Source organism: Pseudarthrobacter leeuwenhoeki, from assembly GCF_055412885.1.
This window is the reverse complement of sequence record NZ_JBVAYY010000004.1, coordinates 191,040-215,740: the sequence shown is the minus strand read 5'-3', so window position 1 is coordinate 215,740 and position 24,701 is coordinate 191,040. Positions and strand designations below refer to the sequence as shown.

The 24,701-nt window shown below is 69.4% G+C and carries 21 protein-coding genes; 9 read left to right on the top strand and 12 right to left on the bottom strand.

Going from position 1 to position 24,701, the window contains the following annotated elements:
• Nucleotides 1–20 precede the first annotated feature (20 nt).
• Nucleotides 21–1,187 (bottom strand): bifunctional glutamate N-acetyltransferase/amino-acid acetyltransferase ArgJ, encoded by a 1,167-nt coding sequence (gene argJ, locus ACZYX4_RS05285; protein WP_463874238.1) that lies wholly within the window; start codon nt 1,185–1,187, stop codon nt 21–23.
• Complete coding sequence (argC, locus tag ACZYX4_RS05280; RefSeq protein ID WP_463874237.1) at nt 1,184–2,215, bottom strand: N-acetyl-gamma-glutamyl-phosphate reductase; 1,032 nt, start codon at nt 2,213–2,215, stop codon at nt 1,184–1,186. Before argC ends, argJ begins: the two co-directional genes overlap by 4 nt.
• 255 nt (nt 2,216–2,470) lie before the next feature.
• On the opposite strand from argC, the gene ACZYX4_RS05275 reads away from it, so the two are divergent.
• The 4 genes from ACZYX4_RS05275 to ACZYX4_RS05260 all read left to right on the top strand — a co-directional run bounded on the left by ACZYX4_RS05275 (nt 2,471) and on the right by ACZYX4_RS05260 (nt 10,303).
• Complete coding sequence (locus ACZYX4_RS05275) at nt 2,471–3,562, top strand: fatty acid desaturase family protein (RefSeq protein WP_463874235.1); 1,092 nt, start codon at nt 2,471–2,473, stop codon at nt 3,560–3,562.
• A gap of 248 nt (nt 3,563–3,810) precedes the next feature.
• A complete protein-coding gene (locus ACZYX4_RS05270) occupies nt 3,811–4,773 on the top strand; it encodes a quinone oxidoreductase family protein (protein WP_463874233.1) in 963 nt (320 codons plus the stop codon).
• A gap of 127 nt (nt 4,774–4,900) precedes the next feature.
• Nucleotides 4,901–8,872, top strand: coding sequence for a Pls/PosA family non-ribosomal peptide synthetase (locus tag ACZYX4_RS05265; protein ID WP_463874231.1), 3,972 nt, complete (start codon nt 4,901–4,903; stop codon nt 8,870–8,872).
• Between the two features lie 45 nt (nt 8,873–8,917).
• Complete coding sequence (locus ACZYX4_RS05260; protein ID WP_463874230.1) at nt 8,918–10,303, top strand: M1 family metallopeptidase; 1,386 nt, start codon at nt 8,918–8,920, stop codon at nt 10,301–10,303.
• 101 nt (nt 10,304–10,404) lie between these two features.
• On the opposite strand, the gene ACZYX4_RS05255 is transcribed toward ACZYX4_RS05260, so the two are convergent.
• From ACZYX4_RS05255 to ACZYX4_RS05235, 5 genes are all read right to left on the bottom strand, one after another.
• Nucleotides 10,405–11,964: an HNH endonuclease signature motif containing protein gene (locus tag ACZYX4_RS05255; protein ID WP_463874228.1), complete on the bottom strand. Its 1,560-nt coding sequence runs from the start codon at nt 11,962–11,964 to the stop codon at nt 10,405–10,407.
• Between the two features lie 77 nt (nt 11,965–12,041).
• Nucleotides 12,042–12,533, bottom strand: coding sequence for a 4'-phosphopantetheinyl transferase family protein (locus ACZYX4_RS05250; protein ID WP_463874227.1), 492 nt, complete (start codon nt 12,531–12,533; stop codon nt 12,042–12,044).
• A gap of 203 nt (nt 12,534–12,736) precedes the next feature.
• Nucleotides 12,737–15,280 (bottom strand): phenylalanine--tRNA ligase subunit beta, encoded by a 2,544-nt coding sequence (gene pheT / locus ACZYX4_RS05245; protein ID WP_463874226.1) that lies wholly within the window; start codon nt 15,278–15,280, stop codon nt 12,737–12,739.
• 2 nt (nt 15,281–15,282) lie between these two features.
• Complete coding sequence (gene pheS, locus ACZYX4_RS05240) at nt 15,283–16,344, bottom strand: phenylalanine--tRNA ligase subunit alpha (protein WP_463874225.1); 1,062 nt, start codon at nt 16,342–16,344, stop codon at nt 15,283–15,285.
• Nucleotides 16,345–16,576: 232 nt separating this feature from the next.
• Entirely contained in the window at nt 16,577–16,927 is a 351-nt protein-coding gene (locus tag ACZYX4_RS05235; RefSeq protein WP_463874224.1) for a cytoplasmic protein, read from the bottom strand.
• Nucleotides 16,928–17,189: 262 nt separating this feature from the next.
• Between ACZYX4_RS05235 and ACZYX4_RS05230 the strand changes: the two genes are divergently transcribed.
• A complete protein-coding gene (locus ACZYX4_RS05230) occupies nt 17,190–17,651 on the top strand; it encodes a hypothetical protein (RefSeq protein ID WP_463874223.1) in 462 nt (153 codons plus the stop codon).
• A gap of 1 nt (nt 17,652) precedes the next feature.
• Nucleotides 17,653–18,291, top strand: coding sequence for an SIMPL domain-containing protein (locus ACZYX4_RS05225; protein WP_463874221.1), 639 nt, complete (start codon nt 17,653–17,655; stop codon nt 18,289–18,291).
• Between the two features lie 29 nt (nt 18,292–18,320).
• On the opposite strand, the gene pcp is transcribed toward ACZYX4_RS05225, so the two are convergent.
• Nucleotides 18,321–18,962 (bottom strand): pyroglutamyl-peptidase I, encoded by a 642-nt coding sequence (gene pcp, locus ACZYX4_RS05220; protein ID WP_463874219.1) that lies wholly within the window; start codon nt 18,960–18,962, stop codon nt 18,321–18,323.
• Between the two features lie 141 nt (nt 18,963–19,103).
• Between pcp and ACZYX4_RS05215 the strand changes: the two genes are divergently transcribed.
• From ACZYX4_RS05215 to ACZYX4_RS05205, 3 genes are all read left to right on the top strand, one after another.
• The gene (locus tag ACZYX4_RS05215) at nt 19,104–19,688 is read left to right on the top strand and encodes a hypothetical protein (RefSeq protein WP_463874217.1); all 585 of its coding nucleotides are present in this window, start codon (nt 19,104–19,106) and stop codon (nt 19,686–19,688) included.
• Nucleotides 19,670–19,876 (top strand): hypothetical protein, encoded by a 207-nt coding sequence (locus tag ACZYX4_RS05210; protein WP_463874216.1) that lies wholly within the window; start codon nt 19,670–19,672, stop codon nt 19,874–19,876. The genes ACZYX4_RS05215 and ACZYX4_RS05210 overlap by 19 nt, the downstream gene beginning before the upstream one ends.
• Before the next feature lie 91 nt (nt 19,877–19,967).
• Nucleotides 19,968–21,158, top strand: a complete 1,191-nt coding sequence (locus ACZYX4_RS05205) for an Rv2578c family radical SAM protein (protein WP_463874213.1) — start codon at nt 19,968–19,970, stop codon at nt 21,156–21,158.
• Nucleotides 21,159–21,178: 20 nt separating this feature from the next.
• On the opposite strand, the gene ACZYX4_RS05200 is transcribed toward ACZYX4_RS05205, so the two are convergent.
• The 4 genes from ACZYX4_RS05200 to ACZYX4_RS05185 form a co-directional block, all read right to left on the bottom strand.
• A complete protein-coding gene (locus ACZYX4_RS05200; RefSeq protein ID WP_463874211.1) occupies nt 21,179–22,552 on the bottom strand; it encodes an NAD(P)(+) transhydrogenase (Re/Si-specific) subunit beta in 1,374 nt (457 codons plus the stop codon).
• A complete protein-coding gene (locus ACZYX4_RS05195) occupies nt 22,549–22,866 on the bottom strand; it encodes an NAD(P) transhydrogenase subunit alpha part 2 (protein ID WP_463874268.1) in 318 nt (105 codons plus the stop codon). The genes ACZYX4_RS05200 and ACZYX4_RS05195 overlap by 4 nt, the downstream gene beginning before the upstream one ends.
• Nucleotides 22,866–24,011: a Re/Si-specific NAD(P)(+) transhydrogenase subunit alpha gene (locus tag ACZYX4_RS05190; RefSeq protein WP_463874210.1), complete on the bottom strand. Its 1,146-nt coding sequence runs from the start codon at nt 24,009–24,011 to the stop codon at nt 22,866–22,868. The genes ACZYX4_RS05195 and ACZYX4_RS05190 overlap by 1 nt, the downstream gene beginning before the upstream one ends.
• 86 nt (nt 24,012–24,097) lie before the next feature.
• Nucleotides 24,098–24,553, bottom strand: coding sequence for a (deoxy)nucleoside triphosphate pyrophosphohydrolase (locus ACZYX4_RS05185; protein ID WP_463874208.1), 456 nt, complete (start codon nt 24,551–24,553; stop codon nt 24,098–24,100).
• Between the last annotated feature and the right edge of the window lie 148 nt (nt 24,554–24,701).

Below are 24,701 nucleotides of genomic sequence, written 5' to 3'. Positions count from 1 at the left end.
TTCGTCCCTTCCGGAACTGCCTAGCTGGAGTAGGCGCTGTTTTCCTGGACGTACTCGTGGGTGAGGTCGTTGGTCCAGATCGTGGCCTCGGCGTCGCCGGCCTGGAGGTCGATGTCGACCAGGACCTCGCGGGGTTCCAGGTCCACGAGGCCGCGGTCGTCGCCGATGCTGCCGTTGCGGCAGATCTGCACGCCGTTCATGGACACGTTGAGCTGGTCGGGTTCGAAGGCGGCGTCGGTGGTTCCGACGGCGGAGAGCACCCGGCCCCAGTTGGGGTCCTTGCCGAAGATCGCGGCCTTGAAAAGATTGGAGCGGGCGACGGCGCGGCTGACCACTTCGGCGTCCTTTTCGCTGGCGGCGTTGAACGTGCGGATCGCGATGTCGTGGCTGGCGCCCTCGGCGTCGCCGATCAGCTTGCGGGCCAGTTCCGCACAGACCTGCGTCAGTCCCTTGCCGAAGTCGCCGGCGGAGGGCACGGCGCCGGAGGCCGCGGAGGCGAGCAGCACCACGGTGTCATTCGTGGACATGCAGCCATCCGAGTCCGCCCGGTCAAAGGTGACCCGGGTGGCGTCGCGGAGCACAACGTCGAGCATCTCCGGCGGGACATCCGCGTCCGTGGTGAGGACCACCAGCATGGTGGCGAGCCCGGGTGCGAGCATGCCGGCGCCCTTGGCCATGCCGCCGATGGTGAACTCCTTGCCGTCGGCATCGGTACCGGTGAAGACCGCCTGCTTGGGCACCGAGTCCGTGGTCATGATCGCGGTGGCAGCGTCGGGTCCGCCGTCGGTGCTGAGCGCTGCCGTGGCGGCGCCGATCCCGGCGAGGATCTTGTCCATCGGGAGCTGCTCGCCGATCAGGCCGGTGGAGCAGACGAAGACGTCGGTGGCGGAGGCGCCGAGCGCCTCGGCGGTCTTCTCGGCGGTGGTGTGCGTGTTCTGGAAACCCTCCGGGCCGGTGCAGGCGTTGGCTCCGCCGGAGTTCAGGATGACGGCGTCCACGCGTCCGTCCTTGATGACCTCGCGGGACCAGTGCACGGGGGCTGCGGCCACCCGGTTGGAGGTAAACACGGCCGCGGCGGCCTTCCCGGGGCCGTCGTTGACCACGAGGGCCAGGTCCGGGTTGCCGGAGGTCTTGAGGCCGGCGGTGACTCCGGCGGCGCGGAATCCCTGGGGGACGGTGATGCTCATGGTGCGACTCCCTGCAGATCGAGGCCGGCGGTTTCCGCCAGGCCGAGGGCAATGTTCATGGACTGCACGGCTCCGCCGGCGGTCCCCTTGGTCAGGTTGTCGATGGCGCACGTGACGATCACGCGGCCGGTGTGCGCGTCGAGCGCCAGCTGCATCACGGCGTGGTTGGACCCCTGCACGGACTTCGTGGAGGGCCAGCGGCCTTCGGGCAGCAGGTGCACGAACGGCTCGTCGTCGTAGGCCTCCATCCAGGCGCGGCGGAGTTCCTCCCCGGTGACGCCCGGCCGCACCTTCGCCGTGGCGGTGGTGAGGATTCCCCGGCTCATGGGGGCCAGCGTGGGCGTGAAGGACACGGTGACCGGCGCGTTCAGGGCCTTGGACAGTCCCTGTTCGATCTCGGGGGTGTGCCGGTGTCCGCCGCCGACGCCGTACGGGCTCATCGAGCCCATGACCTCGGCGCCGATCAGGTTTACTTTGGCGGCCTTGCCGGCCCCGGAGGTGCCGGAGGCGGAAACGATAACGACGTCGTCCGCCTGCAACAGGTGGTTGCTGAAGCCCGGGGTGAGGGCCAGCAGGGCCGACGTCGGGTAGCAGCCCGGGACGGCGATCCGTTTCGCGCCGCGGAGCGCCTCGCGCTGGCCGGGAAACTCCGGCAGCCCGTACGGCCAGGTCCCTGCGTGCGGGGAGCCGTAGAACTTCTCCCAGGCGGCGGCATCCTCCAGCCGGTGGTCGGCGCCGGCGTCGATGACGAGGGTGCGGGCCGGCAGTTGCGCCGCGATCTCCGCGGAGGCACCGTGCGGCAGGGCCAGGAACACGACGTCGTGCCCGGACAGGTTCGCCACCGTCGTGTCTTCGAGGATGCGGCTGGCCAGACCGTGGAGATGGGGCTGCAATTCCCCTAGTCTGGAACCGGCGTTGCTGTGGGCCGTGATGGCGCCGATCGTGACGCCAGGGTGGCCGGCGAGGAGCCGCAGCACCTCGCCGCCGGCATAACCGCTTGCGCCGGAGACGGCAACAGAAATAGTCATAGCACCGACTATACAGCAAGAGTATGCATAGATGCCGATATTTATGCATCCACTGTTTCGTGTCCGGACGGGGCCCCGAAAGATCCCGACGGACCTTCCGCCCCGCCTTCCACCGGACCTTCCGCCCGCGGAAGGCCCTTCTGATTCGGGAGGGCAGCGCAGCCCAGGCGTATGCTTGGCAAAAGGGTGATCCAGACCGTGCAGTCCGAGTGTCGGACGCAGCGTTGCCCGCAACAGTTACGAGGCATGCGCTCCATGACCCCCACCACTGCCATGCCGGAGCGACCGAAATCGCGCGTCCGCCAGCCCAACGCCGTTGTCCTGAGCTACTCGGAACTCCTGAAGACCGTCAAGGCCGCAGGCCTGCTGGAACGCCGCGTCGGCTTCTACATCACGGTGTTCTTTGTTCTGGTCCTCCTGATGACGGCCACCTGGTTCGGCTTCGCCGTGATCGGCGACAGCTGGTTCCAGCTCCTCATCGCCGCCGCCCTGGGCATCCTTTGCACCCAGTTGAGCTTCCTGGCCCACGAGGCCGGACACCGCCAGATCTTCGCCTCCCGCCGCGCCAACGACTGGGCCGCGCGGCTGCTGGCCACCTCGGTCGCCGGGATCAGCTACTCCTGGTGGGAGCAGAAGCACGGCGCACACCACAACCACCCGAATGTCATCTCCAAGGACCCGGATATCGCCACCGGCGCCATCGCCTTCTTCCCGGAAGCCGCCGCCACCCGGCAGGGCCGGCTTTCGTTCCTCACCCGCAAGCAGGGCTGGTTCTTCTTCCCGCTCCTGTTCCTCGTGGGCCTGGGCCTGCAGATCGATTCGATTAAGTTCATCTTCCAGCGCGCCAAGGTCACGCACCGCTGGGTTGAGATCCCGATCCTCGTGGTCCGCCTGAGCCTGCTCCCGGTGCTCGCCTTCACCTTCCTGCCCTGGGGCATGGCACTCGCGTTCATCGCGGTCCAGCTCGCCGTCTTCGGTTTCTACATGGGAGCCTCCTTCGCCCCGAACCACAAGGGCATGCCGGTCCTGCCGGCCGACAGCCGTGTGGACTTCTTCAGCCGCCAGGTCCTGACGTCCCGGAACATCTCCGGCGGCCGCTTTATGGACATCCTGCTCGGCGGCCTCAACCGCCAGGCCGAGCACCACCTCTTCCCGGACATGGCCCGGCCGCAGCTCGACAAGGCCGCCGTGATCGTCCGCGAGTTCTGCGCGAAGCACCAGGTTCCCTACACCGAAACCACGCTGATGCAGTCCTACGGCATCATCGTCCGCTACCTCAACGACGTCGGCCTCTCGGCCGGGCGCCACTTCGAGTGCCCGATGGCCACCGTCACCCGCCGCTACTAAGCGGCGGCGCGGTTCCGCGGAGGCCTCCCGCCCGGGCCGTGACTTTCCTGTTTGACCCGAAGTGACGGCCGGATACCGGCCGTCACTTCATCGTTGGCGCCAGTGTCCCTAGGATGGGTGCAGGATGCGGGCCGGGAAGTCCGGGCCCGGACGTACTCAGTCCGGAAATATTCAGTCCGAAACATACGGCCGGAAATCCAGCCAGGAGATTCATGGCGGATCCTCCTGCCCAGGCAAGGAGACACAGGATGCATGCAATCGTCGCCCGCGAGGCCGGGGGCCCCGAGGTCCTCACACTAGCCCAGGTGGAGCGCCCGGTTCCGGGTCCCGGCCAGCTGCTGGTGAAGGTCGCCGCCATCGGAGTGAACTTCATCGACACCTACAAGCGCAGCGGCAGCTACACGGTGGGATACCCCTTCACCCCCGGCTCGGAGGCCTCGGGCACCGTGGAGGAACTCGGCGACGGCGTGTCCGGCTTTTCCCGGGGCGACCGGGTCGCCACGGCTGAAGGCGTCAACTGCTATGCCGGCTACGCCCTGATCGATGAGGACAAAGCGCTGCCGGTCCCCTCCGGCGTGGACGACTTCACGGCCGCTGCGCTGCCGCTGCAGGGCATCACCGCGCACTACCTGATCAATTCCTCCTTCAAAGTCGAGCCCGGCCACACCGTGCTGCTGCATGCCGGAGCCGGCGGAGTCGGGCTCCTGCTGATCCAGCTGCTCAAGGCCCGGGGCGCGCGCGTCATCACCACCGTCTCCTCCGACGACAAGGAGCAGCTGGCCCGCGGGGCCGGCGCCGACCATGTGCTGCGCTACGACGGTTTCGCCGCCAGGGTGCGTGAACTGACGGACGGGGCCGGCGCGGACGTCGTGTACGACGGCGTCGGGAAGGATACCTTCGACGGTTCCCTCGACGCCCTGCGCATCCGCGGCACGCTGGTGCTCTTCGGTGCCGCGTCCGGGCCGGTGCCGCCGGTCGACCCGCAGCGGCTCAACGCCGGGGGCTCGCTGTACCTGACCCGGCCAACAATCGTCCATTTCCTGCGCAACGCCCAAGAGCGCCGCTGGCGCTCGGACGAACTCTTCGCGGCGGTGGCCAACGGAAGCCTCAAGGTCCGGATTGGCGCGCGCTACGACCTGGCCGAGGCGGCCCAGGCCCACGACGCCCTGGAGCAGCGGCGCACCACCGGCAAGGTCATCCTGGTTCCGTAGATCCCTGTTTCCCGGCAGCAGTGACCACGCCGGGGAAATAGCGTGCGAATGACCGGACAGAAGCGGAGTATTAACACAAAGCGACGCCGGACACCATCCGTTCACCTAGGCCGAAGAAGATTCCCTTGTGACTGAGCAACAACAGCAACCCCAACGCAGCGGCCTCCCGCAGGCGCTCGCCACCGTCAGCCCGGTCTTCCAGGCGCAACTTCCAGGGTCGCCGGCCGCACCGCCGGAGCGGACGCTCGTTGACATCCTGCAGGACACGGCCGCGCGCTTCCCGGATGCCTCCGCCCTCGACGACGGCCACCAGTCGCTCAGCTATGCCCAACTGCTGACGGCGGTCCGGGCCAAGGCGCGGGAGCTGCACCGCGCCGGGCTGGGGGCCGGGGACAAGATCGGCGTCCGGATTCCCTCCGGCACCAACCAGCTCTACATCGCCATCCTGGCGGTGCTCCTCATCGGGGCGGCATACGTCCCGGTGGACGCCGACGACCCGGAAGAGCGCGCCAGGCTGGTGTTCGGCGAAGCCCGCGTCGCCGGCACGTTGCGCGGCTCCGGGGAGATCGTGACGGAGGGCCAGCGGCCCCGCCCGTTCCCGGCTCCGCGGCTGCCCGGCCCGGACGACGACGCCTGGGTCATCTTCACCTCCGGCTCCACCGGAACCCCCAAGGGCGTCGCAGTGCAGCACCGTTCCTCGGCGGCCTTCGTCGACGCCGAGGCCCGGATCTTCCTCCAGGACGAACCGGCTGGCCCGCAGGACCGTGTCCTGGCCGGGCTGTCGGTGGCCTTCGACGCCTCCTGCGAGGAGATGTGGCTTGCCTGGCGGCACGGCGCCTGCCTGGTCCCGGCGCCGCGGGCCCTGGTCCGGACCGGCATGGACCTCGGCCCCTGGCTGATCAGCCACGGCATCACCATTGTGTCCACCGTTCCCACCCTGGCCGCGCTGTGGCCGGCGGAGTCCCTGGAGAGCGTCCGGCTGCTGATTTTCGGTGGCGAGGCGTGCCCGCCGGACCTCGCCGAACGGCTCGCCGTCGAAGGCCGCGAGGTCTGGAACACCTACGGCCCCACCGAGGCCACCGTCGTCGCCTGCGCTGCGCCGCTGGGCGGTCCCGGACCGGTCCGGATCGGCCTGCCGCTGGACGGCTGGGACCTCGCGGTCGTGGACGCCGACTCCCTGCCGGTCGCCGAAGGGGAAATCGGCGAACTGATCATCGGCGGCGTCGGCCTGGCCCGGTACCTGGACCCGGCCAAGGACGCCGAGAAATTTGCCCCCATGCCGTCACTCGGCTGGACGCGCGCCTACCGCTCCGGCGACCTGGTCAGATACGAGGCCGCGGGGCTGATCTTCCAGGGCCGCGCCGACGAACAGATCAAGCTGGGCGGGCGCCGGATCGAGCTGGGCGAGATCGACGCCGCCCTGCAGGCACTGCCCGATGTGGCCGGCGCGGCCGCAACCGTGCAGACGACGGCGGCCGGAAACCAGATCCTCGTCGGTTACCTGTCCCCCGCCGGCGGCCGGGATCTCGACCTGGCGGCCGCCCGCGGGCTCCTCGGCGGAAGCCTGCCGGCTGCCCTGATCCCGCTCCTGACCGTGGTCGATTCGCTGCCCACCAAGACCAGCGGAAAAGTCGACCGGCTCGCCCTGCCGTGGCCGCTGGCGGGGGCCGGCGCCGCCGACTCCGCTGCCGCCCCGCTGAACCTCCCGGACGATGCGGCCTGGATCGTGGAGCAGTGGAGCGCGGTGCTCGGCAGCGCCGTGTCCAACCTGGATGCTGATTTCTTCGCTTACGGCGGCGGGTCCCTCGCCGCCGCGCAGCTCGTCTCCGCCCTGCGCGTGCGCTACCCCACCATCACGGTGGCCGACATCTACGCCACTCCCCGGGTCGGGGCGCTCATCGACACCGCACGCCAGTCGCTGCCCGAGGGCGGGGCGGGCCCGGCCCCGGAACGCACGGTCCGGCCCACGGCCCGCAAGTCACAGGTCTTCCAGACCCTGATGGGCGTTCCGCTGCACATCCTGGTCGGCATGCGCTGGCTGACGTACCTGATGGCGGGGAACAACCTGCTCGCATCCCTTGCCGGCTTCACGGCGGCGCCCACGGTCTCGTGGTGGTGGGTGGGCGTCTCCTGGCTCGTGTTCGTCAGTCCTGCGGGCCGGATGCTGATCTCCATCGCCGCCGCGCGGCTGCTGCTGCGCAAGGTGGTGCCGGGTACGTACCCGCGGTCCGGCCGGGTGCACCTGCGCCTCTGGCTGGCGGAGCAGATCCAGGACCTGGCCGGCGCGGTGAGCCTGGCCAGCGCCCCGTGGGTGCCGTACTACGCCCGGGCCCTCGGGGCGAAGATCGGCGACGACGTCCAGCTCCACTCGCTGCCGCCCGTCACCGGCCTGCTCTCTCTCGGCAGCGGCTGCAACGTCGAGCCCGAGGTCGATCTGTCCGGCTGGTGGATCGACGGCGACATCGTCCACATCGGTGCCATCCGTATCGGGCCCGGCGCAACTGTCGGCGCCCGCAGCACCCTGATGCCCGGCGCCACGATCGGCGCCGGAGCCAGGGTGGAACCCGGCTCGGCCGTGCTGGGCAAGGTGAAGGCCGGGCAACTCGTTGCCGGGTCCCCGGCCGAGCGGCGCGGCAAGGCCAAACACACCTTGCCGGAAACTCCCCCGGAAAACCGGCTGATCGGCCGGCTCTGGTTTGCCGGCTTCGCCACCGCTTCGGCCGCCCTGGCCATGATTCCCTACTTTTCGGCCGCCGCCGCGACCCTCGTGGTCTTTGTCTTCATCCGGGGCAGCGCCTCGCTGACCGCCGCGCTGCCGCAGCTCCTGCTGTCCCTGCCGCTGGCGGCCCTGGTCTGGTTCCTGTCCAACCTCGTGCTGATCCTGCTCACCACCCGGCTCCTCGGGCTGGGGCTGGCGGAAGGGTACTACCGGGTGCGGAGCCGGATCGGCTGGCAGGTCTGGGCCACCGAACGGGTCCTGGACCTGGCCCGTGACCTGCTCTTCCCCATTTACGCCAGTCTCTTCACGCCCGTCTGGCTGCGCCTGCTGGGCGCCAGGATCGGCAAGAACGTGGAGGCTTCCACGGTCCTGCTGATCCCCAAGATGACCACCGTGGGCGAAGGCGCCTTCCTGGCCGACGACACGATGGTGGCCTCCTACGAGCTCGACGGCGGCTGGTTGCGGATCGCCCCTGCCAAGATCGGCAAACGCTCCTTCCTGGGCAACTCCGGCATGACCGCGGCCGGCCGCAGCGTGCCCAAGAACTCCCTCGTGGCGGTGCTCTCGGCGACCCCCTCGAAGGCGAAGTCCGGGACGTCCTGGCTGGGCAGCCCGCCGGTCCGGCTTCGGCGCACCGCCATCGCCTCCGACGACACGAGGACCTACGAGCCGCCGCTGAAGCTCAAGATTGCCCGCGCGCTGTGGGAGATCTGCCGCTTTGTCCCCGTCGTGGCGACGGTCGCGGTCGCCGCCGGCGTCCTCCTTGCCTTCGACTGGCTCGCTACGGTGTTCAACTACGGCATCGCGGCACTTCTGGGCGGCGTCGTGATCCTGTTCGCCGGCGCCGCGGCGGCGGGCAGCGCCGTGATGGCGAAATGGCTGCTGGTAGGGCGCATCCGGCCCGGAGAACATCCGCTGTGGAGCTCCTTCATCTGGCGCAACGAGGTCGTGGACACGTTCATCGAAATGGTCAGCGCGCCCTGGTTCGCACGCTCGGCCACCGGGACCCCGGCCCTGGTCTGGTGGCTGCGGGCCCTCGGCGCAAAGATCGGCACGGGCACGTGGTGCGAAAGCTACTGGCTTCCTGAGGCGGACCTTGTGACCCTGGGCCGGAATTCCACGGTCAACCGCGGCTGCGTGGTCCAGACCCATCTCTTCCACGACCGCGTCATGAGCATCGACACTGTTACGCTCGATGACGGGGCAACGATGGGACCGCACGGAGTCATCCTCCCGCAGGCCCGGATTGGCACGGGCGGCACCGTGGGACCGGCATCACTGGTGATGCGGGGTGAGACAGTGCCCGCCGCGAGCTACTGGATGGGGAATCCGGTGAGCCCGTGGGGCGGGCCGGCGGTGCCGGCCCCAAAGCCGAAGTAGCCCCGCACCGTTCGTCCTGCACCTGCAATCCCGAGAGCCGGTTTGATGAGTTCCATTCCCCTGAGTTCGGCGGCCGCCGCGGGCGCCGGCAGCGGCCTGTCCGCGGACGAAGCGGCAGTCTCCCCCGATCCTTACCTGCCGGGTCATGGCACGGATGCCTATAGGGTGACCCGCTATGAACTCGAGCTGGATTACAAGCTCAGCAGCAACCGCCTGAACGGGCGTGCTTTGGTGCATGCCGTGACGCAACGCCCGACGTCGGCCATCGTACTGGACCTGACCGGGCTCCGTGCCACCAAGGTACAGCTCAGCGGGCGGCGGGTGCGGAAGTTCAGCCAGCGCGCCGACCAGCTCGTCATCGTCCCCGATGCCGCCCTGCTGCCCGGTGAGGAATTCACCCTGGACATCCGCTACGAGGGCAACCCCACTCCCCGCCGCGGCTTATGGGGCGAAGTGGGCTGGGAGGAGCTGACCGACGGTGTCCTCGTGGCGGGCCAGCCGAACGGTGCACCGTCCTGGTTTCCCTGCAATGACCACCCGCTCGACAAAGCCAGTTACCGGATCTCGGTGACCACGGATGCGAACTACCGGGCCGTATGCAACGGGATCCTGATCGCCCGCACCAGCCGGTCCAGCCGCGAGACCTGGGTCTATGAGCAATCCGAGCCCATGGCCACGTACCTCGCCACCGTCCAGATCGGCCGCTACGAACTCCTGGCCCTCAACCCCGTCAGCGCTGCCACGCAGGTGCCCCAGTACGCGGCCGTCCCGTCTGCGCTGGCGGACGCGGCCCGGGCGGGACTGGCGCGGCAGCCCCGGATGATGCGCACTTTCATCGACTGCTTCGGCCCGTACCCTTTCGCTGAGTACACGGCCGTGGTGGCGGGCGACGAGCTGGAGATCCCGCTGGAGGCGCAGAGCCTGTCCATCTTCGGCCCCAACCATCTGAAGCAGGACTGGGAGTCCCAGCGGCTCATCGCCCACGAGTTGTCCCACCAGTGGTTTGGCAACTCGCTGACGGTGGCCTCGTGGAAAGACATCTGGCTGCACGAGGGATTTGCCTGCTACGCGGAATGGATCTGGTCCGAGGAGGCCGGCGTGATGACGATCGCGCGCCGGGCCGCCAGCGCGTGGCGGAAGCTGAACATCGGCAGGCAGGACCTGCTTGTGGGCGACCCCGGGCCGGAGCTGATGTTCGATGACCGGGTGTACAAGCGCGGCGCCCTGGCGCTGCATGCCCTGCGGCTGCGCTGCGGCGACCTGGCGTTCTTCTCCCTGCTGCATGAATGGACCAGCCAGAACCGGTATGGCTCCGTCTCGACGCCGCAGTTCATCCTCACCGCGGACCACGCGACCGGCCTCGACACGGAGGCACTGCTGCACCCGTGGCTGTACCAGGAGGCCCTGCCGCCGCTGCCGCTCAGCGGCTGATAAGCAGGTGCTCCCCTGAACGGTTCCTGACGGATTTGGCATGCTGGGACCACGCTGCGCAGTGCCGTCCCGACGGATGGGTCCTTTCTGCGCGGAATCGATCACGCGGCCGTGAAGTCGTACCAGACGGGGAAGGGGTCCGGGCGCAGTTCCAGGTTGGGATCCCGGCCGGGGTCCGGGCGCAGTTCCAGGTTGGGATCCCACACTGAATCCGCGGGCAGGCCCGGGTCAGTACGTGTGCCGGTGGCCGGGAAATGGTGCGGCCAGTCGGGTGGTTCCCAGTCCTGCTGTTCGCTGGGATAGTACCGCCCCGTCGGGGAGGTCCACCCGGGCGGTTTGTCGTTGCTGGCCCCGGCCGGTGTCCAGGCCGAGCCGTGTTTGAGCCGGTGGTGTTTCGGGCACGGCTGTCCGAGGTTGGAGATCCCGGTGGTGCCGCCGTCGGCCCAGGCCAGGAGATGGTCCGCGTCGTTGTCCAACGAGTGGTTGCTGCAGCCAGGGAAGGGACATCGGCCGTCGCGCAGGCTCAGCCAGCGGCGCATAGCCGTGGTGAGGCGGTAGCTGGTCCGGCCGATTTCCAGCGGCGCCCCGTCGCGGGGGTCGGTCAGGACCCGGTAAAAGGACCCGGCGCCGCCGGCGACCAGTCGGCGGGCCATGGACGGCGGGATCGGCCCGTGCCCGTCCAGGACGGCCGGTTCCTCCCCGGCGCCGAGCAGCGACATCACCGGGACGGTGATCAGGACCTGCGCCCGCGGCGACGGCACACCCCCGTACACGCCCTCTCCCCCAGTGCCGGTCCCACCGGTGAGGAGCCAGGTGGCGGCAACATCGGCGCGGAGCTGGGACAGGGTCCGGGCCTCGTCCGGGCCCTGGAGGGCACGGGCGGCGGCGGTGCTCCGTTCCCAGATCCCCGCGGCGGTGCCGGCCGGGAGGTAGGTGTTGAGCCAGGCCATGCCGTCCCGGTCCGGAACGAACTCCACCCGCCGGTCCGCGGCACACTTGGTGTGGCGTGTCTCGATACTGACCGGGTGATGGCGTTCGCGCCAGGTGCGTGCCTTGGTGCGGAACCGTCCCGGGACGAGGTCCCCGGCCGGGCACCCGCGGGCCGGGTTCGGTGCGCCGGGGTCCAGGAAGTGCGCCTCCAGCGCCGCCGCCCCGGCCGGATCCAGGTTCGTGGATTCGTCCACGATGATCCGGGCATGGGCCCAGGAGATCGTCCCGGCCTGCAGCGCCGCCAGGGTCAGCGGCAGCGAAGTCGTCAGTGCCTGGCACTCGCACAGCAGGGCGCTGGCGGTGCGTTCGCTGACGGTCAGGACACAGGCGACCTCCGCGGTCACGGCCAGCTCCTGGACCGTGTGGTCCTGCGCGGAGACTGCCGGCGGCGCCAGTGCCGTGGTTGCCTGCACGTACTCGGCGGCGAGCCGCACCTTCAGTGCCGCGGTCCGGGCCTCCAGCCGCGCCACCCCGGCGAGCCCGTCCAGGCAAGCATCCGCCAGATCCCGCAACGGATCAGCCCACGGCGGACCAGCTTCGGCGTCCCGCAACGGATCGGCGCCGGGAGAATCAGCGTGGTCAGCACCGGTGAAGGCCGCCAACTCAGCAGCGGACGCCGCGACAGCCGCCAGGGCCTCCCTGCTCTCCACACTCCAGGCCGTGCTTTCCATACCCGCAGAATATCGGGAGGCTACGACAAAAATATCGATACCGGCTCAATGGCTCAGTGACCGCGGGGCGGCAGCCGCTATGCAGCGCCAAAGACGGCCAGTGCGGCGGCGAAGCCTGCGGGCAGGCCGAGGGCAGCGGTGTCCAGGTCGGTGAGGACGTCGATGCCACCGGGCTCCGGGAACGCCTCCACCGAGGCCGGCTCGATCCGCAGTCCGGTGCCGCGGGCCTTGAGCAGTGCTTCCTTGCGGGCCCAGGCGGCTGTCCGCCAGTGCGTCGCCTGGTCCGGCGCCAGGGCCGCGAGCAGCTGCCGTTCCGCGGGGGTGAGGGCCACGTCGTCGAACCCGGGGAACACGACGCCGGAGCTGTGCTCCAGGTCGATGCCGACCGCTGCCCCGTGGGCCCGGACCGAGCCTGCGGCCAGCAGGGCCCAGCCGCGGCTGCGGGACAGGCTCAGGATGAGGCCGGCTGGCGCATCGTGCAGCAGATAGCCGGGCCGGCCGTGGTCAAGCCCCGGTCCCGTTCCGCAGTCCGGGCAGGAGTAGGCGGCCGTCAGGTCCCCGGGTCGCACGTCCAGAATCCCGGCAGCGAAATCCCGCAGCGCGATCCGGGCGGCCAGGAAGTCCCGCCGGGTTGCCGGGTCCGTGATGCCTGCGGCGCGTGCGCGTTCCGCCGGAGCAAGGAACGCCTCACCGTCCGGTCCGACGTCGGCAAGACGAACGGACCGGACGGTGATTCCGGCGACGGCGAGTGTTCCGCTGTGCCCCCCGTGTTCTAGCGTTGGACTGCTCCGAAGCGCTCGTGGGCGACCGCCACGGCGCCTTCGCGGGCGGCGGATGCCTCGTCGGCGGTCAGCGTCCGGTCTGTGGCCCGGAAGCGCAGGCTGAAGGCCAGCGACTTTTTGCCGTCCTCGATACCCTTGCCCGCGTACTCGTCGAAGAGTGCGACGTCTTCGAGCAGCTCTCCGGCGCCTTCGCGCAGGGCACTGAGCACCTCATCCGCCGGAACCTCCCGGGGCACCACCAGGGCGACGTCCTGGGTGGCCACCGGGTAGGTGGAGATGTGCCGGGCGACGATCACGTCGGCGGCGGCCCCGAAGAGGGCATCGGCGTTGAATTCGAGCGCCACGGACCGTGCCGGCATATCGTGGGCGGCCAGCAGCTTCGGGTGCAGCTCGCCGGCATGGCCCAGGACCTCGCCGGTGCGGAGCGCCAGCTGCGCGGTCCGTCCCGGGTGGAAGGCCTGGTGCCGGCCCTGGCTGATGACGATCTCGACGCCGAGCACCTCGCCGGCGATCCGGGCGATGTCCAGGGCATCCGCCCAGTCCCATGCCCGGGGCGCGTGGCCGGCGGCGGCCGGTGCATCATGTCCGGTGAGCACGGCGGCAAGGTACAGCGGCTGGTCCGGGACGCCGTCGTACAGGCCGTCCAGCACCTCGTCGCTGGGCCTGATGCCAAGCGGCGGAATCGAGGCGGTGCCGAGGGTGTCGCCCGGCAGGAATACCAGCCCGGCCTCGAACAGGGCCAGGTCGCGGAAACCGCGCGAGTGGTTGCGCTTGGCGACCTCGATCAGGCCCGGCAGGATCGAGGTGCGCAGGTAGCCCTGCTCCTCGCTGATCGGGTTGGCGAGTTTGAGCGCCTTGCGCGGCGATCCTTCCGTGGGCACGCCGAAGGCGTCATTGGCGGCCTTGGAGACGAACGGGTACGCGAGGACCTCGGTGAGGCCTGACGCGGCCAGGGCCTGCACCAGGCGGCGGCGCTGCTGCTGGACGCGGGTCAGCCCGCGGCCCGGCGGCGCCACCGGAAGGGATGCGGGGATCTGGTCGTAGCCGACCAGCCGGGCGATCTCCTCGGAGAGGTCTTCCTTGGTTTCCAGGTCGTTGCGCCAGCTCGGGGCCGTCACGAGGTACCCGCCGTCGTTCTTCGCGACGACGGCGCCCAGGTCCTCGAGCGAGGTGAGGATCTGGGCCTCGGTGAAGTCGATGCCAATCCGTTCCGCGGCGAAGCCTGCGGGCAGTTCGACCGTGACGGCGTCCGGTGCTGTTCCGGCGTCGGTCCCCTCGGCCACGGCGGTGCCGCCGGCGAGCTCGACCAGGAGGTCCACGACCCGCTGGGCGGCCACGCCGGCCACCTGCCAGTCGACGCCGCGTTCGAAGCGCTTGGAAGCCTCGGACGGGAGCTTGTGGCGGCGGCGGGAGCGCGCGATGGACACTTCGTCGAAGTGCGCGGCCTCAACAAGGACGTTCGTGGTGGCGTCCGAGACCTCGGTGGCGGCGCCGCCCATCACGCCGGCAATGCCGATCGCACCGGAACCGTCGGTGATGAGGAGGTCCTCGACGTCGAGCACGCGTTCCCTGGCGTCCAGCGTGGTGATCTTTTCCCCGGCCACGGCGCGGCGGACCACGATGTCGCCGGACAGCGTGTCCAGGTCGTAGCAGTGGATGGGCTGGCCGAGTTCGAGCATGACGTAGTTCGAGATGTCCACGGGCAGCGAGATCGAGCGGATGCCGGCGAGCCGCAGCCGGGAGGTCATCCACGGGGGTGTCGGCTTCGTGGCGTCGACGCCGCGGACGGTGCGGGCCACAAAGCGGTCGCAGCCGGGCTTGCCGTAGATCGGGGCGTCGTCGTTGAGCTTGACGCCGTAGCCGCCGGCCAGTTCCGCGGGTGCCTGGACCTTCGACGCCGGGTCCGTGAAGGACGTGCCGGTGGCGTGGGCGTATTCACGGGCCACACCGCGGATGGAGAATGCGTAGCCGCGGTCCGGGGTGACATTGATTTCAGCGGCCTGGTCGTAGAGGCCGAGCAGCTCCATGGCGTCGGTGCCGATTTCCGGGTCCAGCCCGATCCGGGACAGCACCAGGATGCCGTCGTGGTCCTCGCCGATCCCGAGCTCGCGCACGGAGGCGATCATGCCGGCGGAGAGGTGGCCGTAGGTCTTCCGCGCGGAGATGCGGAAGTCGCCGGGCAGCACGGCGCCGGGGAGAGTGACCACCACCTTGTCGCCTTCCACGAAGTTGTGGGCGCCGCAGATGATGCCCTGGACACCGGAGGGGTCGATGCCCTCCCCGGTGAGGCTCTGTTGCGCTCCTTCGGGGACCACCCGGACCTGGCACCAGTTGATGGTTTTGCCGTTGGTCTGGGGTTCCTTGACGATGCTCAGGACCTGGCCCACCACGATGGGTCCCTGGAGGGTGTCCGTGGGCCGGTGGACTTCTTCTTCTTCAAAGCCGACCTTGACCAGGTCTGCCATCACGTCTTCGGCCGTTGCTCCGGCCGGTACCTGCGCGAATTCACGCAGCCAGGAAAGTGGGATACGCACTGTTAGATCTCCATCCCGAAGTGCTCGCTGAAACGTACGTCGCCCTCGATCATGTCGCGCATGTCGCCGACCTCGTTGCGGAACATAAGGGTCCGCTCGATGCCCATACCGAAGGCAAAACCTGAATAGATGTCCGGATCGATGCCCGCGGCGCGGAGCACATTGGGGTTGACCATGCCGCAGCCGCCCCATTCGATCCAGCCGGGACCGCCCTTGGCGCCCGGGTGCCAGATGTCCAGCTCGGCGGACGGCTCGGTGAACGGAAAATAGTTGGGGCGCAGCCGGATCTGGGCCTCGTCACCGAACATCTGGCGCGCGAAGTGCTCCAGGGTGCCGCGGAGGTCCGCCATGCTGAGCTTCTTGTCGATGGCCAGGCCCTCGAACTGGTGGAACACCGGAGTGTGGGTGGCGTCGAGCTCATCGGTGCGGAAGACCTTGCCGGGGCACAGCACGTAGATGGGCACGTCGCGTTCCAGCATGGAGCGGACCTGCACCGGGGAGGTGTGGGTGCGCATCAGCAGGTGGGCCTCGGGCGGCTCGACGAAGAAGGTGTCCTGCATTTCGCGGGCAGGGTGGTCGGGCTTGAAGTTCAGCGCGTCGAAGTTGAACCACTCGGACTCGACTTCGGGGCCTTCGGCGATCTCCCAGCCCATGCCGACGAAGATGTCCGCGACGCGTTCCTGCAGGGTGGACAGCGGGTGGCGTGCACCGGCACGACGGCGGCGCGGGGCGGCGGTGACGTCGACGGTTTCCTCGATGAGGATGCGCGCGTCATTCTCGGCTTCGAGCTCGGCCGTGCGGTCCGCGAGCGCCTTGTTGACGCGTCCGCGGGACGAGCCCATGAGCTTGCCGGCGGCGGCCTTCTGGTCCTTCGGCAACCCGCCGATTTCACGGTTGGCGAGGCTCAGCGCGGACTTCTCGCCGGTGTGCGCGAGGCGCACTGCCTTGAGTTCATCGAGCGTGGAGGCGGCGGCAATGGCGGCAACGGCCTGGTCTACGGCGGCGGTGATGGCGGCTTCATCCAGGGGATTCGGGACGCCGGCGCCCGGCAAAGTTTCAGTCATCTACTGTTCTTAGCTACGAGTCGGTTCATGCCACCGCGGACAGGACCTTGGAGGTGCAGGGACCGGCGCGTTGACAAAGGGCAGGGCTCGCCAAAATGGCTCCGGCGGGCACTCCCCTCCAGTCTAGTTGAACGGGCTCAGGTGCCCGAACGTGACGGTGTTCCCCTCCCTCGGGGTTCCCTCCATCGCACCGTCGCTGCGACACCCTCTGTGCCATGCTCCGCGACGCGTTCTAGGGTTCGGTGGGCCCCAGATGATCAACCCGTTCGCGGGACGAACCCGGAGCGGCTTCCTTGAGCTCAACGAAAAACGTGTGGGTGTCCGTCTCTCCGATGTTTTCTCCGGAATGGTCCTGGTGCGGCATCCACCGGGCCGCGCCGGCCGGCAAGTCCACCTCAATGGTCTTCCCGTTCGAGGAAAGCCGGCGCCGGAAAGCGCTGGCCGTAATCATCACACTGTCGGGATGATGGTGCTCCGTCGTCGTGTGACCGGGGCTGTCCGTGTACTCGAGCACACGTACCCGATCGTTCTCAAATACCACGCGGTAATTCTCCGGATTCGTCTCCACAGGATCCTTTGCCATGGCCGGAATCTACGCCGACACGCTCCACTGCGCCAGAGGGCAGGTGCTGCCCGGTTCACAAGGGCCACCCCGGGAATTCACTGCCGGGAGAGAGCAGACCATCCGAAACTGCCCGAACGCGTCCCCGAACGGACCGTTCCAGTTGACGAAAGACATAGGGGCACCCCCGCCCCCCTCCATCCGGGGCCCTGCCCCTCTGCCCATCCTCCTCCATCCTTCGTGCTTCGTATCCCGCCGGCTGGTCCCCGGCTAGCATGGCCTCATGACGCCGGGACAACGGCTGCGGCAGCTGGCCAACGTACTCAATGCAACAACTCCGCTGGGGTTGCTGCTGGCCGGCTGCGCCCGCGCCCCCGTCCGCCGCGGTCCCCGGGGACTGCTGGTTGCCACCGGGTACCGCTGGCGGCTGCCCTTCGCGGGTGCCTTCACGGTCGGCAATGTGGTGATCTTCCGGGCCGGGCCCGCGGAAGCCCTGGCCAACCCGGTGCTGCTGGGGCACGAGGAGCGCCACTGCACCCAGTACGCCTGGTGTCTGGGCCTGCCGTTCCTGCCGCTGTATTTCCTCGCGGCAGGCTGGTCCCTGGCCCGGACCGGCAACCCGGGCACCCGCAACGTCTTCGAACGCCATGCCGGGCTGCAGGCCGGCGGCTACCCGGAGCTGGACAGCGGCGACGACCACACCGGAAGGGCGGGCCCGCCCGTCCGCGAGCGGAACGAGGCATAACATGAGGGACAGCCCCAGGACCATCTCCGTCACCGGATCCGGCAGCGCGGAAGCCGCACCGGACCTGCTGACCCTTTCGATCGGCGTCGAGTGCCGCCGGGAGGACGTCGGGGCGGCGTACGCCGAGGCGGGCCGGGTCTCCGCGGCGGTCACGGCGGCACTCCGCGGCTACGGTGTGGCGGGCCAGGACATCACGACGTCGGGACTGAACGTCCGCGCCGAGGTGAACTGGCAGGAGGGCCGGGGCCAGGTTGTCTCCGGCTACCTGGCATCCAGCGTGCTGAGTGTCCGGATCAGGGAGCTGGGGGCATCGTCCGACGTCATCGCCGCCGCGGTCGCGGCCGGCGGCAACGATGTCCGGCTCAACGGTCTGGAGCTCGGTTTCGCCGATCCAGCGGCCGTCACTGCCCGGGCCCGAGAGACCGCCTGGCAGGATGCCGTCACCACGGCCGGGCACTTTGCGTCCCTCGCCGGGGCCTCGCTGGGCAAGGTTGTTTCGCTCACGCAACAGACCGGTTACCCGGCACCGATCCCGGCAGCGAAAATGCAGCGGGCCGCCGCCGTGGAGTCGCTCACCGTGGAAGCCGGCGAATCCAGCGTCAGCGCCACCGTCAACGTCGTGTGGGAACTGCTCGGCTGAGGCGCCGGGGGCGCCAGGGTCCGGGGCCGCTAGTGCGTGGCGCCGGCGGCGATTCTGAGGTCTGTTGTCGTCGCCAGGGCGGTGCGGACGACGACGGCGAGCGCCTCCGCCAGCTGTTCCCGCGGCAGCGCCGGTTCCGTGCTCCCGGGCGGCAGCTGGGCCTGCTCGTAAGGAACGTGGACGAAGCCGCCCCGGGTTCCGGGCCGAAGCCGCAGGGCGTGCATCAGCCCGTAGAAGAGGTGGTTGCAGACGTAGGTGCCGGCGGTCTGGGATACCTCGGCGGGGATCCCGGCCGCCAGGAGGGCCGCGAGCGCCGCCTTGACCGGAAGGGTACTGAAGTACGCGGCCGGTCCCCCGCTGACCACCGGCTGGTCCACGGGGGCGTTGCCGGCATTGTCCGGGATCCGCGCGTCGTCGCAGTTGATCGCGATCCGTTCCAGCGAGACCCGGGACCGTCCTCCGGCCTGGCCCGCGCAGACCACCAGGTCCGGGCGGTACTGCTCCAGCGCTGCTTCCAGCGCCCGGACCGCGTCCCCAAAGACGCAGGGCAGCTCCACGGCGTGCGCATCGAGTCCCCCGGCCCGCAGCCGGGCCGCAGCTTCCCCCGCTGCCGACCACGACGGGTTGGTGCTTTCGCCGCCGAAGGGCTCGAAACCTGTCAGGAGAATCATCGCCCCAGCCTAACAAGGCCGCGGGAGAGCACCCGGGGACATACCCGCGGGCACACCGGGTCCGGCGGGTGCTGTCTGTAGTTTGCGGCGGAGCTTTTGCACGAATATCTCCAACGACCAGCTCGGGTAGCCTGGGGACCAATGAACCCTTTTGGGCTGCGGGCCCACCAGCTCGCCGCCTTCGCCTGCCCGGTACTCGAATACCTTCCTGCCGGGTACGGCGCTGAGGACGCAGATCAGGCAGAGATCGACGACGTCGGATCCCTCGCCGCTCTAGCCTCACCGGACGTCGTTGAGGCCAGGGCCGAGGCCTACCGCAGCGCTGGAGTGCGTGGCTTCACCTTCTGGGAGCAGCCAGGCCCTGATCTGTCCCCCGCAGAAAACTGGGCAACAGTCATGGCCGGGTCCCTTAGCGTGGCAGCACAAGCTGACGAGCGGGACCTGACCGGGGCTCTGACGATCTCCTGGCCGGAAGCGGCGTCTGAAGTGTTCGCCGATTACCAGCACGAACATCAAGGGTGGCGGTCCAATACACCGGAGCTTGCCCCGTTCGTGTCAGAGTCCGATCAGGAGGGCCTCCAGGACGCGGCGGACCAGGGCCTGCTGATGTCGCCTCGGGACAACCACGGCTTTGCAGGATTGGCGGCTGCCACAATCTCACCACTCTTTGGAAGGCGTGCCGTCTGCATGGAAGGCGTGCCGTCTGCATGCTGGAGATGTTCCTGACGGAACGTCTGCGTGGCAAGGGCTTGGCTCCGGCGGTGCAGTCATCGTTCCTGGCCGGTCAACGCTCGGGGGCGGACACCGGCTGGGGCCACATCCACGCGGGAAACCTGCCCTCGCTGCGCACTGCGCAAAAGCTGGGCCGCGCGCCGGTCCAGCAGGAATACTTCGTCAGCCTGTCCGCCTTCTGACATTGCCGTCCGTGGGGGTTCGGACAAGTGCAACTCCGCCAAGTCGGCGCGGTTCCTTGACTTAAAATCGAACATACATTCGAATAGAGCCATGAGATGGGACGCACAAGCACTTAAACCGGCGCCCGCAGACACGGCCCCCGTGGACAAGGCCCCGGGACGCCGCACAGCGGCTGTCACCACGCCTGCGGCCGGGACCGCGTCCCCGTCCGCCCCGACTACCGATCCCCTGCTGCCCCTGATCGGGCTGGTGCGTTCCGTGACCACCCCCGAGTTTGCCGGCGTCACTTTTCATGAGGTCACCGCCAAATCGGTGCTCAACAAAGTGGCCGCCGGTTCGCGGATGCCGTTCGAGTGGACCATCAACCCTTACCGCGGCTGCAGCCATGCCTGCGTCTACTGCTTCGCCCGGAAGAGCCACACCTACCTCGACTTCGACGCCGGGCTGGACTTTGACAGCCAGGTGGTGGTGAAGATCAACGCCGCCGAGGTCCTGCGCCGGGAACTGGCCAAGCCCTCCTGGGAACGGCAGCATGTGGCCCTTGGCACCAACACGGATCCCTACCAGCGCGCCGAGGGCCGCTACCAGCTCATGCCGGGCATCATCGGGGCCCTGGCCGATTCCGGCACTCCGCTGTCGATCCTGACCAAGGGCACGCTGCTGGCCCGGGACATCCCGCTCCTGAAGCATGCCGCCGCCCAGGTGCCCGTCGGGGTGGGCATCTCGCTGGCGATGACGGACGAGCACCTCTCCGAAGCCGTGGAGCCCGGCACACCCGGTCCGCGAGCACGCCTCAAGCTGATCACCCGGCTACGGGAAGCGGGGCTGCCGTGCGGGGTGATGGCCATGCCCATCCTGCCGTGGCTCTCGGACAGCGACGAGGCCCTGGATTCCCTGTTCGGCTCCCTGGCCGCGGCCGGCGCCACCGGCGTCACGGCGGGCGCCCTGTACCTCAAGCCCGGAACCCGGGAATGGTTCATGCAGTGGATCGCCCGGGAACATCCCCAGCTCGCCGGCAAGTACCGGCGGCTGTACGGCACCGGCTCCTACGCCTCCACGGAGTACCGGGCCTGGCTGTCCGGACGCATCCGCTACTTCAAGGCCCGCCACGGCTTCTCCGGCTCGCAGGGCTTCAGCCACAGCGGCCTCAACGACGGTCCCGGCAGCAGTGATCCCCGGGACGAGGAAGCGCAGTACCCGGCCGGCAGCATCCCCGAGGCGGCAGCACTCCCCCACAGCGCGGGGTCCGCAACCGCGGCCGCGCAGCCCACCCTGTTCTAGCGTGCTTCCCAGAGCGGTTTCTACAGGGCCTTCACTGCGCCCAGGATTCGGGTGAGCGAATCCTTGGCGTCACCAAACAGGAGCGTGGTCTTGGGATCAAAGAGCAGCTCGTTCTCGATCCCGGCGAAACCCGGCCGCATGGAGCGCTTGAGGAAGACCACCTGGCCGGCCTGGGCCACCTCCAGGATCGGCATCCCGTAGATCGGCGCCCCGGGCGTGGACTTGGCGGCAGGATTGACCACGTCATTGGCGCCCACCACAAGGGCCACGTCGGTGTTCGGGAACTCCGGGTTGGCTTCCTCGAGCTCCTTCAGCGCCTCATAGGGAACGTTGGCTTCCGCGAGGAGGACGTTCATGTGGCCCGGCATCCGCCCGGCCACCGGGTGGATGGCGAACACCACCTCGACGCCGCGGGCCGCCAGGGCCGTGGCGAGCTCTGCGATGGTGTGCTGGCCCTGGGCCACGGCGAGTCCGTACCCGGGGACGATCACCACCCGCTGCGCATAGCCGAGCTGGACGGCGACGTCCTCGGGCGAGGCGGAGCGCACCGGCCGGTCGCTCTGCACGGTGGATCCCGCCGTCGAGCCGCCCCGGAAGGCGCCGAACATGATGCCCGTCACGCCGCGGCCCATGGCGGCCGCCATCACCTTGGTCAGGATCGTGCCGCTGGCCCCGACCAGCGTGCCGGCCACCACCAGGAGCACATTGCCCAGCACAATGCCGGACGCCGCGACCGCGAGGCCGGTGAACGCGTTGAGCAGGGAGATCACGATCGGCACGTCGGCCCCGCCGACGGGCAGCACCAGCAGGAGCCCCGCCCCAAGGCCCAGCACCAACAGCGCCACAGCCCAGACGACTGAACCCGTGGCCACCACGATGCCTCCGGCGGCGGCGGCCCCCAGCACCACGGCGCCCATCAGAACGGGCATGCCGGGGAAAAGCAGGGGCCGGGTGCTGATCAGCTCCTGCAACTTGGCGACCGTCACGGCCGAACCGGCAAAGGACACCGCGCCGACCAGCATGGTGAACACCACGGCCAGCCGCACCCAGGGATCCTCGCTCTGGCCGAGTTCCAGCACCGCCACCAGCGCTGCGGCGCCGCCGCCTACCCCGTTGAACAGGGCGACCAGTTGCGGCATCTGGGTCATCTGCACGCGCCGGGCCACCGGTACGGCCACGGCGGACCCGACGGCGATCGCGGCGATAATCAGCGGGATGTTCTCCAGTTCCGCGGACAGGAACACCGTGGCCACGGCCACGAGGGCGCCTGCCGCTCCAATGGCATTGCCCCGTCGGGCGGTCCGGGGAGAGCTCAGGCCCTTCAGCGCGAGGATGAAGCACACGGCGGCGACAAGGTAGAACAGGGCAGTCCATCCGGGGCCGAGGACGCTCATGTGCCGTCCTCACCCTCGCCGGCGCGTGGCCGGGCAGGCCTGCGGCTGCCGAACATCTCCAGCATCCGGTCCGTGACGACGAAACCGCCGACCAGGTTGGCGGTTGCCAGCACCACGGCGATGAGGGCGATCGTCAGCAACCACGGGTCACTGGCCTGCCCGGCCACGATGATGGCGCCCACCAGGATGATGCCGTGGATGGCGTTGGCACCGGACATCAGCGGGGTATGCAGCTTGCTGGTCACCTTGGAGACGACCTCGAATCCTACGAAAACCGCGAGCACCACCACGGTCAGCAGCGTGATCGGATCCATCATTTGAGGGCCTCCAGTGCTTCGGCGGTGGCGGCATGCCGCACGGAGCCGCCGTGGGTCAGGCAGGCGCCGGCGACAACTTCGTCGTCGAAGTCCGGAACGACGTTGGCGTCGGTGGTCATCAGGGCCAGCAGGTTGGCGACGTTCTTGGCGAACAGCCGGGAAGCATCGGAGGGCATCGCGGAGGCGGCGTCCTGCAGGCCCACCAGGGTCACGGATCCGCCGTCCACCGGGACCTGGAGATCCCGGCCCGCGAGAACTCCTTCGACGTTTCCGCCGGATTCCGCGGCCAGGTCGACGACGACCGAACCGGCGCGCATGCCGGCCACCATGTCCGTCGTCACCAGCAGGGGTGCCGCCCGGCCGGGGATGGCCGCGGTGGTGATGAGGACATCCGCCGCCGCGACATGCGGGGCCAGCAGGGCGCGCTGGCGTTTGGCCCGGTCCTCGCCAAGCTCACGGGCGTAGCCGCCGCTGCCCTCCGCCGTTCGAGCGTCGAGATCCAGGTGGATGAACGTGCCGCCCATCGAGGCGACCTCGTCGGCGGAGGCCGCGCGGATGTCATTGGCGGAGACCCGCGCCCCCAGGCGTTTCGCGGTGCCGATTGCCTGCAGCCCAGCGACGCCGGCACCCAGGATGAGCACGCGTGCGGGCGGGATCGTTCCGGCGGCCGTCATAAAGAGCGGGAAGAACCGCGGGTAGCGCAGGGCCGCCTCCAGGACCGCGCGGTACCCGGAAACCAGCGATTGGGAACTGAGCGCGTCCATGGACTGGGCCCGGGAGATGCGCGGCACCAGCTCCAGCGCGAAGGAGGTGACACCTGCGGCGGCGAGGGCGCCAACGCCGGGAAGTTCCGAGCCCGGGGAGGCGAAGCCGATGGTGATGGTGCCGGGCCGGAGCCGGCCGGCGGTCTCCGGCTCGAGCGGCCGGACGTGCAGCAGGACATCCAGTGATGCGGCGGTCAGCTCCGGAACGATGGATGCTCCCGCCGCGGCGAAGGCTGCGTCCCCGTACCCGGCCTCGGCGCCCGCCCCGCTTTCTACCGCTACGTCCAGGCCGAGGGCCCTGAGCTGCTGCACCGTCTCCGGTGTGGCGGCAACCCGGCGCTCCCCTGCACGTCGCTCCCGTCTGACACCAACCTGCATGGGCTGCTCCTCTCGATTCGCTTCAGCGTAGATCCATGCTTCACGCTTTGGCGAGAGTCGGGGCGCCGGCGGCCCCCAAGCTCAGCTCAGTTCGCGGAAACGGCCGGGGAATCCGACGCCGGCAACCTGTCCAGCAGCGCCTTGACGATCGGCAGGTCAGCCGGGATCCAGGGCAGGTCCAGCACCTCGTCGCGGTCCCGGAGGTTGATCCAGCGCAGCTCATCGTGGTCCTGGAGGGGGTGGGGGACGCCGTCGAGCAGTTCCGCGAACCACACCCGCATCGCCGCGCGCTCGTTAAGCGGCCAGCCGTCGGCGGATCCGCTCTCCAGCTCGGCGCCGAGCCGGATCCTCACGCCAAGTTCCTCGAGGAGCTCACGGTGCAGGGCCTGCTCGCCCGTCTCGCCGGGTTCGACCTTGCCGCCGGGAAACTCCCACATCCCCGCGAAGTGCGGGGGCGCCGTCCGCCGCGCCACGAGCAGCCGGCCGGGTTCGGCCAGGGAGTCCAGTACGGCGCCGCCGACGACGCTGATAAGTCCAGTCACGCCCCCCAGTCTAGGGCGCCAAGTACCGGGCGTCGCCGCCTTCGGGGAGAATGGAGGGGTCCGCCTTCGGCGGGTAACCGGAATACCGGGCGTGCCTGCCCCGTTACACCCATCAGCTCACACATCAGATTTAATTTGCCGCATCTCC

Bases quoted from the DNA above. Each gene is read 5' to 3' on its own strand.
- argJ (WP_463874238.1), bottom strand. From the start codon at position 1,187: ATGAGCATCACCGTCCCCCAGGGATTCCGCGCCGCCGGAGTCACCGCC.
- argC (WP_463874237.1), bottom strand. From the start codon at position 2,215: ATGACTATTTCTGTTGCCGTCTCCGGCGCAAGCGGTTATGCCGGCGGC.
- ACZYX4_RS05275 (WP_463874235.1), top strand. From the start codon at position 2,471: ATGACCCCCACCACTGCCATGCCGGAGCGACCGAAATCGCGCGTCCGC.
- ACZYX4_RS05270 (WP_463874233.1), top strand. From the start codon at position 3,811: ATGCATGCAATCGTCGCCCGCGAGGCCGGGGGCCCCGAGGTCCTCACA.
- ACZYX4_RS05260 (WP_463874230.1), top strand. From the start codon at position 8,918: ATGAGTTCCATTCCCCTGAGTTCGGCGGCCGCCGCGGGCGCCGGCAGC.
- ACZYX4_RS05255 (WP_463874228.1), bottom strand. From the start codon at position 11,964: ATGGAAAGCACGGCCTGGAGTGTGGAGAGCAGGGAGGCCCTGGCGGCT.
- pheS (WP_463874225.1), bottom strand. From the start codon at position 16,344: ATGACTGAAACTTTGCCGGGCGCCGGCGTCCCGAATCCCCTGGATGAA.
- ACZYX4_RS05235 (WP_463874224.1), bottom strand. From the start codon at position 16,927: ATGGCAAAGGATCCTGTGGAGACGAATCCGGAGAATTACCGCGTGGTA.
- ACZYX4_RS05230 (WP_463874223.1), top strand. From the start codon at position 17,190: ATGACGCCGGGACAACGGCTGCGGCAGCTGGCCAACGTACTCAATGCA.
- ACZYX4_RS05225 (WP_463874221.1), top strand. From the start codon at position 17,653: ATGAGGGACAGCCCCAGGACCATCTCCGTCACCGGATCCGGCAGCGCG.
- pcp (WP_463874219.1), bottom strand. From the start codon at position 18,962: ATGATTCTCCTGACAGGTTTCGAGCCCTTCGGCGGCGAAAGCACCAAC.
- ACZYX4_RS05215 (WP_463874217.1), top strand. From the start codon at position 19,104: ATGAACCCTTTTGGGCTGCGGGCCCACCAGCTCGCCGCCTTCGCCTGC.
- ACZYX4_RS05210 (WP_463874216.1), top strand. From the start codon at position 19,670: ATGCTGGAGATGTTCCTGACGGAACGTCTGCGTGGCAAGGGCTTGGCT.
- ACZYX4_RS05205 (WP_463874213.1), top strand. From the start codon at position 19,968: ATGAGATGGGACGCACAAGCACTTAAACCGGCGCCCGCAGACACGGCC.
- ACZYX4_RS05200 (WP_463874211.1), bottom strand. From the start codon at position 22,552: ATGAGCGTCCTCGGCCCCGGATGGACTGCCCTGTTCTACCTTGTCGCC.
- ACZYX4_RS05195 (WP_463874268.1), bottom strand. From the start codon at position 22,866: ATGGATCCGATCACGCTGCTGACCGTGGTGGTGCTCGCGGTTTTCGTA.
- ACZYX4_RS05190 (WP_463874210.1), bottom strand. From the start codon at position 24,011: ATGCAGGTTGGTGTCAGACGGGAGCGACGTGCAGGGGAGCGCCGGGTT.